Origin of the sequence: Bacillus sp. AFS001701 (assembly GCF_002559405.1) — a bacterium.
GTDB lineage: Bacteria > Bacillota > Bacilli > Bacillales > Bacillaceae_G > Gottfriedia.
Genome location: NZ_NTZO01000234.1, coordinates 1 through 15,803, shown reverse-complemented (window position 1 = coordinate 15,803; position 15,803 = coordinate 1). Strand labels below are relative to the sequence as shown.

Below are 15,803 nucleotides of genomic sequence, written 5' to 3'. Positions count from 1 at the left end.
TTTTATAATAAAATATCGGAAAATTCGTGTTAGACTGAAAATATCACATCAAGGGGGTATTAAATTATGAATACGGTTACAGTCGATAAAGTAGTTAGATATAGAGGTACGGAATTAAATACAAAAGGTTGGCAACAAGAAGCAGTTCTTCGTATGTTAATGAATAATTTGGATCCAGATGTAGCAGAGCGTCCAGAGGATCTTGTAGTATATGGTGGAATTGGTAAAGCAGCTCGTAACTGGGAGTGCTTCGATGCGATTGTTGATTCTTTAAAGAATTTAGAGAATGATGAAACATTATTAGTTCAATCTGGTAAACCAGTAGCGATTTTTAAATCTCATACTGATGCGCCACGTGTTTTAATTGCTAACTCAAATCTAGTACCTGCTTTTGCTAATTGGGATACTTTCCATGAATTAGATAAAAAAGGTTTAATGATGTACGGTCAAATGACAGCTGGTAGCTGGATTTATATCGGTTCTCAAGGTATTGTTCAAGGAACTTACGAAACGTTTGCTGAATTAGCAAAACAACATTTTAATGGCACACTTGCAGGTACAATTACTGTTACTGCTGGTCTAGGTGGAATGGGTGGAGCTCAACCACTTGCTGTTACAATGAATGGTGGAGTTTGTATCGGAATCGATGTAGATGAAACTAGAATCGATCGTCGTATTGAAACAAGATATACAGATGTAAAAACAGATTCATTAGATGAGGCAATTCGTCTTGCTGAAGAAGCGAAAAAAGAAGGAAAAGCATTATCAATCGGACTTGTAGGAAATGCTGCTGAAATTTTACCAGAAATGATTGCTAGAAACTTTATTCCAGAAGTATTAACTGACCAAACGTCAGCACATGATCCATTAAACGGTTATACACCATCAGGAATGTCATTAGAAGAAGCTGCAGAATTAAGAGCTTCAAACCCAGAACTTTATGTTGCTCGTTCAAAAGCTTCAATGGCAACTCATGTAAAAGCAATGCTTGAAATGATGGAAAAAGGATCTGTGACATTTGATTACGGTAATAACATCCGTCAAGTTGCGAAGGATGAAGGAGTAGAGAATGCATTTGATTTCCCAGGATTCGTTCCAGCTTATATCCGTCCACAATTCTGTGAAGGTAAAGGACCTTTCCGTTGGGTAGCATTATCAGGTGATCCTGAAGATATTTACAAAACTGACCAAGCTATTTTAAGAGAATTTGCTGATAATGAGCATTTATGTAATTGGATTCGTATGGCACAGGAAAAAGTTCAATTCCAAGGCTTACCTTCTCGTATTTGCTGGTTAGGTTATGGAGAGCGCGCTCGTTTCGGTAAAATCTTAAATGACATGGTTGCAAGTGGAGAATTAAAAGCTCCAATCGTAATTGGACGTGACCACTTAGATTCAGGTTCTGTAGCATCTCCAAATCGTGAAACTGAAAGCATGATGGATGGATCAGACGCAGTAGCAGACTGGCCGATCTTAAATGCAATGATTAATGCAGTTGGTGGAGCTACTTGGGTATCAGTTCACCACGGTGGTGGAGTAGGAATGGGTTACTCTTTACACGCTGGTGTTGTAATTGTTGCAGATGGTACGAAAGAAGCAGAAGCACGTATTGAGCGCGTATTAACAACTGATCCTGGAATGGGTGTAGTTCGTCACGCTGATGCGGGTTATGAGCTAGCTAAACAAACTGCTCGTGAAAGAGGAGTAAATATTCCAATGCTTGATAAAGGGACTGATAAGTAATGACAAAACCAATTTGGATTAAAAATGCAGCTCAATTAGCAACGCTTGCTTCAAAAGTGGAAGGACCTCGCTCAAAGGCTGCAATGTCAGACCTTGGTTTAATTGAAGACGGTAGCTTATGGATTGAAGATGGAGTAATCCAAGCTGTTGGTACAACAAAAGAAATTCAAGATCGCTATGCAGAAAAAATTCATGAAGCAGAAGTAGTTGATGCATCAAACCAACTTGTTACTCCTGGTCTAGTGGATCCACATACACATGTTGTGTATGGTGGAAGCCGTGAGCGTGAATTTGAAATGCGTCTTGAAGGTGCAACATATATGGATATTATGAATGCGGGTGGCGGAATTCATGCGACTGCCCGCATGACTCGTGAAGCGACTGAAGAAGAATTAATGGCACAAACGATGCGTCGTCTAGATTCATTCATTGCACATGGCGTTACAACTGTAGAAAGTAAGAGCGGTTATGGTATGGATTTAGAAACCGAGTTAAAGCAGTTAAGAGTGATGAAAAAATTAAAATATATGCATGCAGTTGAATTAGTTCCTACTTTTATGGGTGCACATGCAGTGCCGAAAGAGTTTAAAGGACGAGAAGATGAATTTGTTGATCACTTAATTAACGACATGCTGCCAATCATCGCAGAAGAAAAACTAGCTGAATTTAATGATGTTTTCTGCGAAAAAGGTGTATTTACGCCAGAACAATCAGAGCGAATTTTAGAAGCAGGTAAGAAATATGATCTAATTCCAAAAATTCATGCTGATGAAATTGAACCGTATGGCGGAGCGGAATTAGCTGCAAAAGTTGGTGCTATTTCAGCCGAGCATTTATTAAAAGCTTCTGATGAAGGTATTGCTGCAATGGCTAAATCAGGAACAATTGCTTGTCTTCTTCCTGCAACAGCACTTTATTTACGTGAAGATGCTGCAAAAGGAAGAAAAATGGTTGATGAAGGGGTAGCTGTAGCCATTTCAACTGACTGCAATCCAGGTTCTTCACCAACAACTTCCATGCCACTTGTAATGAACTTAGCTTGTATTTCAATGAGACTTACTCCAGCTGAAAGCTTAACAGCAGCAACATATAATGCTGCTTGTGCAATTAATCGCCAAGATCAAATCGGCTCACTTGAAGTTGGAAAACAAGCGGACTTTGTATTATGGAATGTTAAAAACTATCAAGAATTACAATATTTATTCGGCGTTAACCATGTGAAATCTGTTTGGAAAAAAGGTATTAAGATTGTGTAATTAGTTGCAGAAAATGATAAATCAATGGGGGTCCCTTCTGATAAAAATTTAATAGGAGGAACTAGATTTAATGAAAAATAATTATAGATTCTTTATCATTTTTATGATAATTATGATCACGATCGTTAATTATATCGACCGAGGTGCAATTGCATATGCACAGGCTGAGATAATTAAAGAGTTTGGATTAAGCCCTATAAGTTGGGGTGAGATCTTAGGTTACTTTGGATATGGCTATATATTTGGAGCATTATTTGGTGGAGCTTTTGCCGACAAAAAAGGACCTAAATTTATGTGGTTACTTGCCGCAACTGCCTGGTCAATTTTTGAATTAGGCACTGTATTTGCTGGTAATTTAGGTGCAACATTATTTGGTGGATCCGCCTTAGCTGGATTTGCAGTTTTCCGAGTATTATTTGGACTTGCAGAAGGGCCTACCCTCTCAACAATGAATAAAACAATGGCTAACTGGGTTTCTCCTAAAGAAAGAGGGTTTGCAGTTGCGCTTGGTTTAGTAGGTACACCAGTAGGAGCACTGATTACTGCACCAATCGTAGTTGCTCTATTATCAGTTGCAAGTTGGAAAGTGACATTTATTATTCTTGGGGTAGTTGGTTTAATTTGGGCATTTATTTGGTCTAAAGTATTTACAAACCTTCCAGAAGAAAATCCAAACGTCACAAAACAAGAACTTGAGTTAATTCGTTTGAATAATCCTGTTAGTGGAAAAAGTGAAAAAGAATCTACACCATGGTACTATTTTTTCAAAAATCCTACTCTAGTAATGAATGGAATTGGTTATTTTGCCTTTTTATATGTAAATATTTTATTACTTACTTGGACGCCTAAATATTTACAAGATGAATTCGGTTTTTCATTAGCATCATTAGGATTTGTTGGAATGATTCCATGGATTGGAGCTATTTTTACAGGTTTACTTGGCGGGAAAATATCAGATTCACTTCTTAGAAAAACAGGAAATTTACGTATTGCTAGATCTTGGTTCACAGTTTTTTCATTATTCTTTACAGCAATTTGTTTCATGCTGATTCCAACAGTTCACAGTGCTTCAGCCGTCCTAATCTTAATGTGTATTGGTAATGCATTTAACTATTTACCAAACTCAATTTATTGGACAGTAGTATTAGATACGGAACCAAAAAAAGCTGGAACATTTGGTGGCGTAACACATTTCATCGCAAACTTAGCTACGATTATTGCACCAACCTTAACAGGTAGCCTAGTAGCAAAACATGGATACAGTGCAATGTTTATCGCAGCATCAATCGCAGTAACATTAGGAATGGTAGCCATGATCTTTGTTAAACCAGGAAAACGAGAACAGACTGCTAGACCTTCGAATGATCTTGCAGGTTAATAAAATGAAAAAAGAGATATTGTTTCGGCAATTTCTCTTTTTTTGCTTTCGATTCACTTCCGAAAAAGGATTTCAGCTTTTTTATTTACAAATCAATACACCTGCTAATTATTAGTTAATTTCTATCAATTGATAGAAACCTCCGTTAAATAATTAGCCCTTTCATTTACGAACGGCAGAATAACTTCTATCGTTGTACCTTTGTTTACTACACTCTTAATATGGATTTCCCCAAAATGATTATCAATGATTTTTTTACTAATCATAAACCCTAAGCCCGTTCCTTTTTCTTTCGTAGTATAGAATGGTTGTCCCAACTTATTAATCGTTTCTTCGGACATCCCGCCTCCTTCATCAATAATTTGGATCATCAATTTTTCTTCATCTCTTTTTTGAGTTTGAATAGTTAATTTTCCACCTTTGTTCATAGCTTCAATTGCATTTTTAATAAAGTTGATAAACACCTGTTTCATTTGATTTTCATCACAAATAATATGAAAATCTTCCGTTAGAAACTCAGTGATAATTTCAACATTATTCATAATTGCATCCGTTTTTAATAGATCGACAATTTGAGTTAATAACAATTGAATATCTGAATGTTCCAATTTATTAATTTGTGGCTTTGCTAGAATAAGTAGTTCGCTAAGGATTCCTTCGATTCGTTCACATTCTGATGACATAATTTTAAAATATTCTTCTTTATCTCCAAACCCATTCTTCATCAAATAAATGAATCCTTTTATTGCGGTAATAGGGTTTCGGATTTCATGGGCAATTCCTGCAGCTAATTGACCAGCAACAGATAGTTTTTCGGTGTTTTGTAACATTATTTGAGACATCTTCCACTCCGTAATATCCCTAAAAGTTACTGACCAACCATCCAACTTCCCTTGTGCATCATGAATGGGCGCTGCTGATAATATAACATCTACCTTAACCCCATCCTTTCGAACACGGATTGTTTCTTCTCCGAAAATAAACATTCCTTGCTTAACTTTACCTTGTCAGTGATCGTCTACTCATTAGTAATTATTTTTTCCTCTTCTTTCTCCAACTAACTATTCTTGTCGAATGTACGAAAATCCTGCTCATAACAACTTCATTTAGCTTTTTTGAAAAAAGGAATCATTTGTTTTGTAACATTGATTACGTTAATTAGCTATTTAATTGAATAACTTTTGGTAAAAAAATTAAAAGAGCAATAACAAGGATTGATTCATTTCTGATTATACGAAAAATGAACTAATGAACTTGACGTGCAACTAATTAGTTGCTTATTATATAAATAGTGGGGAGGTCGAATGAAATAGATAAGGTTTTTAAAGCACTTGCCGATTCTAGTCGTAGAATATTGCTTGATGAATTATTTATAAATAACGGACAAACATTAAGTGAATTGTGTCAACTTCTTGAAATGAGTAGACAAGCAGTTACTAAACACCTAGTAATATTAGAAGAAGCAAATCTTGTTGTAATAGAGTGGCATGGTCGAAATAAACTTCACTATCTTAATCCTGTACCGATTAGCGAAATTTCAAAGCGATGGATCAACAAGTATGAACATAATCGCTTAGATGCATTAAGTGGATTAAAAAAACTTGAGGAGGATTAGAACAATGAATAAACCACAATTTGTTTATGTTACATACATCGCAACTACACCCGAAAAACTATGGGAAGCTTTAACGAGCACTCAATTTACTGAAAAATACTTTTTCGGAACTGCAATTGAATCTGATTGGAATGTAGGCTCAAATGTTTCTTATTTAAGAAATGGTGAAGTTACTGATTATGGAACGATTTTAAAATGTGAGCCATATCGTTTACTTTCTTTTACATGGAATCACACAAACGATCCGATAAACCGTAAAGAACCATCAATCGTTACATTTGTGTTGAAAGAATTAGAGTCCACAGTTAGACTAACGCTAAAACATGAAAATCTAGAACCGACTGATTTAGTAGATCGTGATGACACATTTGAAGGATTAAACAATGGCTGGCCAGCAATTTTAAGTAACTTAAAAAGCTTGCTTGAAACAGGAAATACATTGCCACCTATTTCGATTTAAGAAAGATAGTATATTGAAAGGGACTATCCCATAACGACGTCCCTTTTTTGTTGTAAAATACTAGGGAAGTGGGGGGATCTAATCGCTCTTTTTTATAAGAGTTTTGTCAATTTTTTTCTTAAATGAAAAGAATGGAACCATATTTGCTAGTTTTCCATTTGAAAGTAACTACTATCGTACAATTTTAAGGTCATAATCCCTTAACTGGTATGGGTATCCTTTGAATTAATTGCGTTTCTTTGGAATTTAATTGCAGATTTACCAATTTTAATTGCGATTCTCAGATTTTATTTGCAGTCCGTTGTATTTTCCCGGAATTCATTAATCCTATATTTTACATATATCGTATTATAAGATATAATCTGTTAATAAGAATTAATCGTGTTATACGATATAAGGAGAATCAACATGGATAAAGAAATTAAACAACTGAATCAATTATGGACTGATATTTACTATCTTTTACGATATAAGCATAAAGAAAATATTACGCACCAAAGCGTTCGGATTTTACAAATTATCGATAAAGAAGATGAAGTTGGGATAAAGGATATTGCTGAAGGAATTAAAGTCTCTCACAATACAGCGTCAGAACATGTTAAACGCCTACTAGAAAAAGATTATGTTTATAAAACTCGTGGTGAGATTGATCAACGAAAAGTAATTCTAATGCTTACAGATTTAGGGAAAGAAGTTTTGTTACAAAATTCAAGTTTAAATGAAGAAAAGCTTCAACAGCTTCTTTTTGAACAGATGACAGAGCAAGAAAGAGAAACGATTTTAAAAGCCTTTAATTTAATGAAAGAGAGGGCTCAAATTGTACGCGATTATTAAAATATTTACATCAGCAATTATTATCGGAGTTATAACTGAAATAGCACGCCGATTCCCTACACAAGGTGGATTGATTGCGGCATTGCCTATCGTTAGTCTTTTAAGTCTAATTTGGCTAAATGTTCAGGGCGAACAAGTACAAGCATTAAGTAAATTTGCATATGGAGTTGTACTTGGGATTCCGGGTACGGTGGTTATGTTGTTGATTATAGGAGTAGCGCTTCAGCATTCAATACACTTAGTTACTTCAATTGGACTTGGTATTATAGGATGGCTTGTTTATATATTTGCTCAAGACTTAGTAGTAAAACATTTGTTTTAATTTTCGCTACTCTTTTTACATTATTGATAAAAAGCTTTGATATAATGAGTTAAAACGTAATTATAGGAGAAAAAATGCTTAAAAAATTAAAAATATGGGCGAAGAAATTAAAGCGACAGGTCTTCACACTTTATTTTGCATGCAAGGATGAACGTGTTCCCTGGTATGCAAAAGTATTCATAGTTTGTGTAGTAGCATATGCTTTTAGTCCGATTGATTTAATACCTGATTTTATTCCAATTTTAGGTTACTTAGACGATGTTATTCTCATTCCTTTAGGTATTTATATCTCTTTAAAGCTAATACCAGATAATGTAATAGTCGACTGCGAAATGAAAGCAGAAGAAATGATGAGAAAAGGAATACCTAAAAATTGGATAGTCGGATCATTAATTTTGATGATTTGGTTAGTGATTTTTATTTGGGTAATTTTCAAAGTTTATCTATTAATTAGTTAATATTTTCAGATGAATGAAAAAACGACTGTCCTATTTAAGGGTAGTCGTTTTTAATTTTGAAACTTTTAAAAAATTTTATTGAATACATAGTCAGGACAACGGAACAAGGACATGAGGCTGAAGTTCTTGTTTTGAGGCATTTAACAAGTTTGACTAATGAGTTTCAATTATCAACTTATTTTTGGATAATGGCTACTTGCTATATCCACCAAAATTGGAAAAAGGTAATGTATTATGCAAAAATATTGGAGAAATTAGCCGTAGAAGGAGATTATTATGGTAACGCACTTTTTTATCAAGGTTTTGCAATGCTTCGCTTAGGTTGTTCATTAGAAGAGGTTTTATGTATTATAGATTGTTATTCAAAAGTTAATGAATATTACAGAGACTTAGCTGATGGTAACAGATTTGTTGCGTACTTGGAATTTGAACAAAATGAATATGCTGATGCATACCTTGACTGGTTGGAAGGAAGAGGAGACATGTATGGAGGTTTACCAAGAATTTTAGAAGTTTATGTAAAGCTTGGGCGGATAGAAGATGTTGAACTTTTGTTAAATCGATATTTCTATATTTTTGAAGACTTGGCTAAAAGTAAAGAGCCATTTAGACAGCAAATGCATTTAAAATTCCGTTACTCTCATGCTTTGTATCTATGTGCAAGAAATAAAATTACTGAAGGAATACATGAGATATTAGATGTTGTCATTACCGCAATTGAGTTAGGTGTAGCGAAAGGGTATGGAAAGTGCCTTTTGATGTACTGGAATTATAGACATAAAATTAATTCGGAGCATGAACGTAAATATATACAAATACTAAGAAAGTAATTGGGGAGTCTCAATAGAACGATATAAAAGAAGAAGATCCACAAGGTAGATATTCCTTGTGGTTTTTTGTGTTTTTCCGTGAATTGCGATGCAATTATTACGATCATGAACAAGAAATTGTAAATTATAATATTCCTTGCTTGTCGCTTGAGTCTGGGAGATGCACCAAAACCAGTTAAAAAGTATCAAGGAATAACAATTGATCTTGTTAAAACGCAATTAGGGATAAACTAGAATCGTATTTTTAAAAGACAATCAAATGGGAGGAATCCTAGTTGATTGTCTTTTTTTGTCTACAGAACACTGAATTCGATATTCAATAAAGCGAACAAAGTGTACCACTTAATCCAATTCTCTACAAAATATAAAAATATTGAAAAAAAGAAATAGTTATGAAATAAAAGCTTACTTGAATATAAATTTAATAAAACCTGTCTATGGAGGACTATTTATGGCTTTTGTTGCAATCTATACAGTTGGTAGGCTAAAACACCCATATGATCACTCTACCTCTCGTCAATTTTTTTCTGTAGGAAATGATATATTTCGTCAGGCTACAAAATCTGGACACATGATTGATGCGTTTTCATCTGATGGAATCTCTCTCCCTGAAGAAGCTAGCAAAGGGAACGGTTATCCTATACTCACACTAACGGTATGGAAGAACCTAGAATCCTTATATCGGTTTACGTACTCAGGACAACATAAGCAAGCGTTGAAAGATCGAAGTAAATGGATGGAATCTTATAAAGAGAAGCACCTTTCATATGTTGTGTGGTGGACAGAGAAGCAAAGCGATGTTTCGTGGGAAGAGGCCTTTAAAAGATATGACTATTACATTCGAAATGGACCAACTCCTACTGCTTTTGATTTTAAGCATGCATTTGATCAATATGGTGAAGTGATATTAATTAAGTAGTAATAGATTTCTAGATAAATTGTATCTAAATGATAAAAAAGTAGGAATTTTACAAAAAATTAATAATTCCTACTTGTTTTATAGGAATACTTGTATTAATATTTTCGTAAATTAATATTATTAAAAGAAAAGGGGGAGAAAAATGAATACATTACTTATCTGTGTAAATGTTGTTATCTTATTAGTACTTATGTATGGCTTGTATTTTATGCAAAAGAAGCATGTATCTTTTTCAAAGCGTGTATTCGCGGGTTTAGGTTTAGGTCTTATTTTTGGTTATATTATTCATTTAATCTATGGAACTGAACATGACGTTACAGTCGGAACAATCGACTGGTTTAGCATTGTTGGTAGTGGTTATGTAAAACTATTACAAATGATTGTCATGCCACTAGTATTCGTTTCAATTGTCGGAGCGTTTACAAAATTAAAGTTAACTAAGAATATCGGTAAAATTAGTGTCCTTGTTATTGGGATTCTTCTTGGTACAACAGCTATTTCAGCAGCTATTGGAATAGGATCCGCTCTAGGATTTGGACTTGATGGTATCAAAATATCAGAAGGTGCTGCAGAGACTGCTAGAATTACAGAATTACAAGGCCGTGTGCCAACTGTAGAAGCGATGACAATTCCAAAACAAATCCTGGAATTAATTCCAAGTAATCCATTTTTAGATTTAACTGGTGCACGTGCAACATCTACAATTGCAGTTGTAATTTTTGCAGCAATTGTGGGAATTGCCTACCTAGGAGTAAAACGTAAAGAGCCTGAAACTGCAGAGTTTTTTGCTAAAATAATTGATACACTTTATACAGTAACGATGAGAGTCGTATCCCTAATTCTTCGTTTAACACCTTATGGAATCTTAGCAATCATTACAAAAGTAGCAGCAACAAGTGATTATGATGCAATCGTAAAATTAGGTAAGTTTGTAATAGCGTCTTATGTGGCTTTAATCGTCATGTTTATAGTGCATTTATTATTATTGTCATTTGCAAAACTAAGCCCAGTGAGATATGTGAAAAAAGCTTTACCAACTTTATCATTTGCATTTACATCACGTACAAGTGCTGGAACATTACCAATGACAATCAAAACACAAACAAAAGATTTTGGTGTTTCAGAAGGAATTGCAAACTTCGCTGGTTCGTTTGGACTTTCAATCGGTCAAAATGGATGTGCTGGTATTTATCCAGCAATGTTAGCTGTAATGGTAGCTCCATCAGCTGGTGTTGATCCAACAAGTGCATCATTTATTATCTCTCTAATTTTAATCGTAGCAATCAGTTCATTCGGTGTAGCTGGTGTCGGTGGAGGAGCAACTTTTGCAGCTCTTATCGTACTATCAGTTATGAATCTTCCAATCGCAATCGTAGGATTACTAATCTCAGTTGAACCCCTAATTGATATGGGCCGTACAGCTCTAAATGTTAGTGGAGCAATGACATCAGGTATCCTAACAAGTAAGGCTACAGGAGAATTCGAAAAAGAAGTTTATCAGCAAGCTAATGTTGTAGATGTTGTAGAAGCATAAATTTTGTTTAAATGGATAGCCTGAATTGGCTATCCATTTTTTTATATTAAAAATAGTAATCTTTTCCCTCGGTAGAAGAATAATCAAACTTTACAAACTACGAATCTTGCCCTTATACTAAAAATAGTTGGAATTTTATTTCAATTATAAGTGATGTAAATTTGAATTTTATTTTCAAAAACGAAACGAATATTTCAACGATTAGGCTTATGAAAGTTTGGATAGTTTATTTTAATGGGAGGAGATTTAAATTGGCTCGAATGACTCGTAGTATTGTAACGTCAGCACTATCGCTTGCTTTGGTTACTACAACAGGTTCTGTCAGCTACGCTCAAACAAATGCAGAGAAACCCTCAATCCAGGCAGAGGTGAATGGAATGAAACAAAACAAACATAGTGATAGCTTTCCTGTGTTGAGCAAAGTAAAACGTCCTGAAGAGGTTGGATTTTCATCCGAGAAATTAAAACAAGTAGATGAATTGATTCAGAAGGATGTAAACAATGGTTTTCCGGGTACAGTTCTAATGATTATTAAAGATGGGAAAATTGTAAAAAACACTGCTTATGGGTACTCGAAAAAATACGATGGGCTGTCACCACTGAAACATCCTCAGAAAATGAAGACTAATACAATGTTTGATTTGGCATCAAACACTAAAATGTATGCAGTTAACTTCGCTTTGCAACATCTTGTTAGTATCGGAAAAATAGACTTGAATTCAACTGTACAATCATACTTTCCAAATTTTAAAGACAAATCAACTGATATGATTAAAGGGAAGGACACCCTACGCTTAATCGATATTTTACACCACACTGCTGGTTTTCCAGCCGATCCGCAATACCACAATCCTACTGTAGCAGGTTCCTTGTATACACAAGATCGTAATGAAACATTTGAAAAAATCGCTGAAACACCGTTAGAATATGTACCTGGTACGAAAAACATTTATAGTGACGTAGATTATATGATCCTCGGATTTATTATTGAGAAAATAACTGGCCAAAGACTAGACGAATATGTAGAAAATACGATTTATAAGCCGTTAGGTCTAAAACACACAATGTTCAACCCTTTGCAAAAAGGATTCAAACCGAAAGATTTCGCGGCAACCGAGTTAATGGGGAACTCACGTGACGGTATCATCTCCTTCCCAAATATTCGTACATACACAATACAAGGAGAAGTGCATGATGAGAAGGCATACTACTCGATGGGTGGCGTATCTGGTCATGCGGGGCTGTTCTCTACGACAAGCGATTTAGCGGTTCTATTGCAAGTCATGTTAAACGGAGGTGGATATGGCAAAGTAAAACTATTTGATCAAAAGACGATTGATCAGTTTTCAGCACCTTCCGATTTAAATCCAACATATGGCTTAGGGTGGAGAAGAAATGGCTCCCCAAGTATGACGTCTACGTTTGGATTGTACGCAAGTCCAAATGCGATCGGACATACCGGTTGGGTAGGCACTCTGACGATTATAGATCCAGATAATAATTTAGGGATTGTCTTATTGACCAATAAAAAACATTCACCTGTAATTGATCCACTAATAAATTCGAACAAATTTGTAGGGGATGACTTTGCTACAGGACAATATAAAGCCGTGGCGACTGCTGTGTATGAAGCATTGATTAAGTAATTGATCTTGAACTAGGAAAGAGAAAAATCTTCTTGATTGAATGATTTTTCTCTTTTTTATTATTAAGTGAAATACCATTGATTTATAATAAGGTTCCTCTTACATCCTATTAAAAATATTATTGCAAATGCAACAATCTTAAGTTAGATTTAAAGTATAGTATTTTTATTGCATTTGCAACAAAAAAGATTAAGGAGGTAATATGAATCATGTATATTCCAAAATATTATAAAATAACAAATCCTGAAGAAATTTGGGATTTCGTTCAAAAAAACTCTTTTGGCACGATTATCACAACAAAACAGGGTAAACCAATTGCTACACATTTACCTTTAGGTCTAACTAAAAAAGGTGAAGATTATTATATTACTGGGCATATTGCATATGGAAATCCACAGTGGAGAACATTTGAGAATAGTGAAGAAGTGCTTGTTATGTTTCAAGGACCTCACGCTTATATTTCATCTTCTTGGTATGAAGTTGAGGAAGTTCCAACATGGAATTATCAAGCAGTGCATGTTTACGGAAAAGTAAGCATTTTAGAAAGAGATGAATTAGTAGATGAATTAACAATCATGCTAGAAAAATATGAAAAAAATCGTGAAAACCCAGTATTATGGGATAAACTTTCTCCACAACTTTTAGAAAGTGAACTAAAAGGTATAGTGGGATTTAAGATTAAAGTTGAAGAAATTCAGGCCTCATATAAATTAAGCCAGAACCGAAGCGAAAAGGATTATAATAAGATCATTGATCATTTACAAAAAGAAGAAGATCCACATTCAAAACAAATGGCTGAACTGATGGGAAAGAGATTAGAGCATTTATCTTTTAAGGAAAGTAAGAAGTAAATTTGATTTTTAAAAATGAAATTGAACTAGTACAATTCATTAACCGCATATAAATTATTAAAAGCTGTCTTTTTAGATAGCTTTTTTGGGGTTCAAAAACAATTAAGTATGACATAGGAATCTTAGTTAAAGGATGTGAAGATCGTTGTTGATTGTGTTACTAGCGGTACCAATCTTATTATTAGCATTTTTTTGTTTATGGGTCTCAATTTTCAAAAAAAAAATGCTTTTCTTAAAGAAGATACTTTACTTCTTAATAGGCGTAAGCATTTTGATTATCGGGATTTATCTAGTAGATTTCTATTTTTTTTTTGTCTTTAGTGGCATCTTCGTTTTGTTAAGGAAAAGGTTTTCTATTTAAGTCCTCAAAATATTTTAGCTGATCAAATATATTTTTGTAGAAGAGACAAAAGAATGATCAGAACCTATGGTAAAATTAAATTACATATCTTTCCAATTAAGTAAAAAATGAACTGTTTTAACTTCGAATTTAATGAACTTTCCCTGGTTAGCTAATAAAAAATATAAAAATACATAATATAAAAATACTAGTGAAGAGGAGTATAGAATGAAAGAATTTTTACAGCTTTTAAAAAAGGGTAATAAATCTGCATTATTAGCAGCTATTGTTAACGCTGTAATAGCGATAATAAAAGGAATAGGGTTTAGTATGACAGGAAGTGTTGCACTTTTTGCTGAGATGATGCATAGTGCTGCCGATACTGCTAACCAAATTTTTGTTTTTAGCGGTTCAGCATTAAGTAAAAAAGCACCAACAGATCGGTTTCCAAATGGATTTGGCCGACTTGTTAATTTAGTTTTACTTGGTGCAGTATTAATTGTAGGAATTATGGCGTTTGAAACGATTGTCGAAGGAATTCAGCATATAATACATCCTACCCACTCTTCGGGGCTTACTATTACTCTTGCTATTTTAGGTGCTTCAGTGGTGCTTGAAGCATTTGTACTTTACAAAGCAATGAAAGAAATTAGTCATGAATTAGGAATAACAACAAGTGGTTTTGGAGTGGTTACCGAGGCAATTTCTAATTTAGGAAAAGCAAAACCAGCTACAAAATTAGTTTTCTTAGAAGATACAGTAGCAACACTAGGTGGATTATTGGCGATGATTGCTGTAATCATTGCTTACTTTACACCATTCCATCAAGCGGAAGGTATTGCTTCTGTCATCATCGGTATTTTGATGTTCCTTGTAGTTGGAAAAGTTTTTCTTGATAATGCTGCAGGAGTAATTGGTGAATCAGATGAAGAAATGGAAGACAAGATTGGTGAAATCGTAATGGAAGATCCAGATGTCAAAGATATTCAAGCTCTTACGGTTGTCAAAGAGGGAGAAGATTTACATGTTGAATTAGAAATTGAACTTGACCCTAATTTAACAGTAGCTAAAGCTGATGATATAAAAGACCGATTAGAAGAAAAAATTATGAAAGAAAAAGGTGTAACAGACGTTATTATCGAATTGGACGAAGATGATGGAATTCAAAATTGGACTGAAGATGATACAACAGAATTAATTAAAAAATAATAAAGATTGAAACGACAAATATCATGTTTGTCGTTTCTTTTTAGTCTAGGAGTTATTTAGTTAATGGACTTTGTTGCTTCAAGCTCTTTCTTATTAATTGAGAATAAAAGATGAAAAAAGTATGCTAATAATGGAACAAACAATTAAACCTTTAAATAGTATTTTCGTGTTCTCTCCAATTCATATTTTATTTTTAAAGAAAATCCTACTATATGAATAGTTTACCAGTAGAAAATTCAGCATTATATAATATTTATAAATTTGTGAATAGTATCACATTTTATCACATTTTGAGTTTTGATTTCTTTTGATATGATATAGATTCTTAAAGGATTCAATCAAAAAGGAAAGAATTATATTAATTGTACAAACTTTTTCATAAAAGTTTGTTACGAAGTTGATAGAGAT

General features: G+C 34.0%; 15 protein-coding genes. 14 read left to right on the top strand and 1 reads right to left on the bottom strand.

Annotated elements, in window-relative coordinates; all coding sequences use genetic code 11:
- Nucleotides 1–66 precede the first annotated feature (66 nt).
- The 3 genes from hutU (at nucleotide 67) to CN514_RS15750 (ending at nucleotide 4,377) form a co-directional block, all read left to right on the top strand.
- Complete coding sequence (gene hutU / locus CN514_RS15760) at nucleotides 67–1,743, top strand: urocanate hydratase (RefSeq protein WP_098233404.1); 1,677 nt, start codon at nucleotides 67–69, stop codon at nucleotides 1,741–1,743.
- Nucleotides 1,743–2,999 carry an imidazolonepropionase gene (gene hutI, locus CN514_RS15755; RefSeq protein WP_098233403.1) on the top strand — a complete coding sequence of 419 codons (1,257 nt, stop codon included), beginning with the start codon at nucleotides 1,743–1,745 and terminating at the stop codon, nucleotides 2,997–2,999. The genes hutU and hutI overlap by 1 nt, the downstream gene beginning before the upstream one ends.
- Before the next feature lie 70 nt (nucleotides 3,000–3,069).
- Nucleotides 3,070–4,377, top strand: coding sequence for an MFS transporter (locus tag CN514_RS15750; RefSeq protein WP_098233402.1), 1,308 nt, complete (start codon nucleotides 3,070–3,072; stop codon nucleotides 4,375–4,377).
- 125 nt (nucleotides 4,378–4,502) lie between these two features.
- Here CN514_RS15750 and CN514_RS15745 read toward each other — a convergent pair whose 3' ends face one another.
- On the bottom strand, nucleotides 4,503–5,363 hold the full coding sequence (locus CN514_RS15745; protein ID WP_141529396.1) for an ATP-binding protein: 861 nt from the start codon (nucleotides 5,361–5,363) through the stop codon (nucleotides 4,503–4,505).
- Between the two features lie 305 nt (nucleotides 5,364–5,668).
- On the opposite strand from CN514_RS15745, the gene CN514_RS15740 reads away from it, so the two are divergent.
- The 11 genes from CN514_RS15740 to CN514_RS15690 all read left to right on the top strand — a co-directional run bounded on the left by CN514_RS15740 (nucleotide 5,669) and on the right by CN514_RS15690 (nucleotide 15,395).
- Entirely contained in the window at nucleotides 5,669–5,992 is a 324-nt protein-coding gene (locus CN514_RS15740; RefSeq protein WP_217993931.1) for an ArsR/SmtB family transcription factor, read from the top strand.
- 4 nt (nucleotides 5,993–5,996) lie between these two features.
- Nucleotides 5,997–6,452 carry an SRPBCC family protein gene (locus CN514_RS15735; protein ID WP_098233401.1) on the top strand — a complete coding sequence of 152 codons (456 nt, stop codon included), beginning with the start codon at nucleotides 5,997–5,999 and terminating at the stop codon, nucleotides 6,450–6,452.
- A 408-nt stretch (nucleotides 6,453–6,860) separates the two neighbouring features.
- A complete protein-coding gene (locus tag CN514_RS15730) occupies nucleotides 6,861–7,286 on the top strand; it encodes a MarR family winged helix-turn-helix transcriptional regulator (RefSeq protein WP_098233400.1) in 426 nt (141 codons plus the stop codon).
- Entirely contained in the window at nucleotides 7,270–7,608 is a 339-nt protein-coding gene (locus CN514_RS15725; protein WP_098233399.1) for a DUF3147 family protein, read from the top strand. Before CN514_RS15730 ends, CN514_RS15725 begins: the two co-directional genes overlap by 17 nt.
- A 74-nt stretch (nucleotides 7,609–7,682) precedes the next feature.
- Nucleotides 7,683–8,066 (top strand): YkvA family protein, encoded by a 384-nt coding sequence (locus CN514_RS15720; protein WP_098233398.1) that lies wholly within the window; start codon nucleotides 7,683–7,685, stop codon nucleotides 8,064–8,066.
- A gap of 56 nt (nucleotides 8,067–8,122) precedes the next feature.
- Nucleotides 8,123–8,896, top strand: coding sequence for a hypothetical protein (locus CN514_RS15715; RefSeq protein ID WP_098233397.1), 774 nt, complete (start codon nucleotides 8,123–8,125; stop codon nucleotides 8,894–8,896).
- A gap of 451 nt (nucleotides 8,897–9,347) precedes the next feature.
- Nucleotides 9,348–9,815: a DUF3291 domain-containing protein gene (locus CN514_RS15710; protein ID WP_098233396.1), complete on the top strand. Its 468-nt coding sequence runs from the start codon at nucleotides 9,348–9,350 to the stop codon at nucleotides 9,813–9,815.
- A 142-nt stretch (nucleotides 9,816–9,957) separates the two neighbouring features.
- On the top strand, nucleotides 9,958–11,349 hold the full coding sequence (locus CN514_RS15705) for an L-cystine transporter (RefSeq protein WP_098233395.1): 1,392 nt from the start codon (nucleotides 9,958–9,960) through the stop codon (nucleotides 11,347–11,349).
- 377 nt (nucleotides 11,350–11,726) lie between these two features.
- Nucleotides 11,727–12,995 (top strand): penicillin binding protein PBP4B, encoded by a 1,269-nt coding sequence (pbp4b, locus tag CN514_RS15700; protein WP_286141716.1) that lies wholly within the window; start codon nucleotides 11,727–11,729, stop codon nucleotides 12,993–12,995.
- Between the two features lie 209 nt (nucleotides 12,996–13,204).
- Complete coding sequence (locus tag CN514_RS15695) at nucleotides 13,205–13,846, top strand: FMN-binding negative transcriptional regulator (protein WP_098233394.1); 642 nt, start codon at nucleotides 13,205–13,207, stop codon at nucleotides 13,844–13,846.
- 568 nt (nucleotides 13,847–14,414) lie between these two features.
- Nucleotides 14,415–15,395, top strand: coding sequence for a cation diffusion facilitator family transporter (locus tag CN514_RS15690; protein WP_098233393.1), 981 nt, complete (start codon nucleotides 14,415–14,417; stop codon nucleotides 15,393–15,395).
- Nucleotides 15,396–15,803 lie beyond the last annotated feature (408 nt).

What these genes read in the sequence shown, in the direction of transcription:
- hutU (WP_098233404.1), top strand. Translation starts at nt 67, where the DNA reads ATGAATACGGTTACAGTCGATAAAGTAGTTAGATATAGAGGTACGGAA.
- hutI (WP_098233403.1), top strand. Translation starts at nt 1,743, where the DNA reads ATGACAAAACCAATTTGGATTAAAAATGCAGCTCAATTAGCAACGCTT.
- CN514_RS15750 (WP_098233402.1), top strand. Translation starts at nt 3,070, where the DNA reads ATGAAAAATAATTATAGATTCTTTATCATTTTTATGATAATTATGATC.
- CN514_RS15745 (WP_141529396.1), bottom strand. Translation starts at nt 5,363, where the DNA reads ATGTTTATTTTCGGAGAAGAAACAATCCGTGTTCGAAAGGATGGGGTT.
- CN514_RS15735 (WP_098233401.1), top strand. Translation starts at nt 5,997, where the DNA reads ATGAATAAACCACAATTTGTTTATGTTACATACATCGCAACTACACCC.
- CN514_RS15730 (WP_098233400.1), top strand. Translation starts at nt 6,861, where the DNA reads ATGGATAAAGAAATTAAACAACTGAATCAATTATGGACTGATATTTAC.
- CN514_RS15720 (WP_098233398.1), top strand. Translation starts at nt 7,683, where the DNA reads ATGCTTAAAAAATTAAAAATATGGGCGAAGAAATTAAAGCGACAGGTC.
- CN514_RS15710 (WP_098233396.1), top strand. Translation starts at nt 9,348, where the DNA reads ATGGCTTTTGTTGCAATCTATACAGTTGGTAGGCTAAAACACCCATAT.
- CN514_RS15705 (WP_098233395.1), top strand. Translation starts at nt 9,958, where the DNA reads ATGAATACATTACTTATCTGTGTAAATGTTGTTATCTTATTAGTACTT.
- pbp4b (WP_286141716.1), top strand. Translation starts at nt 11,727, where the DNA reads ATGAAACAAAACAAACATAGTGATAGCTTTCCTGTGTTGAGCAAAGTA.
- CN514_RS15695 (WP_098233394.1), top strand. Translation starts at nt 13,205, where the DNA reads ATGTATATTCCAAAATATTATAAAATAACAAATCCTGAAGAAATTTGG.
- CN514_RS15690 (WP_098233393.1), top strand. Translation starts at nt 14,415, where the DNA reads ATGAAAGAATTTTTACAGCTTTTAAAAAAGGGTAATAAATCTGCATTA.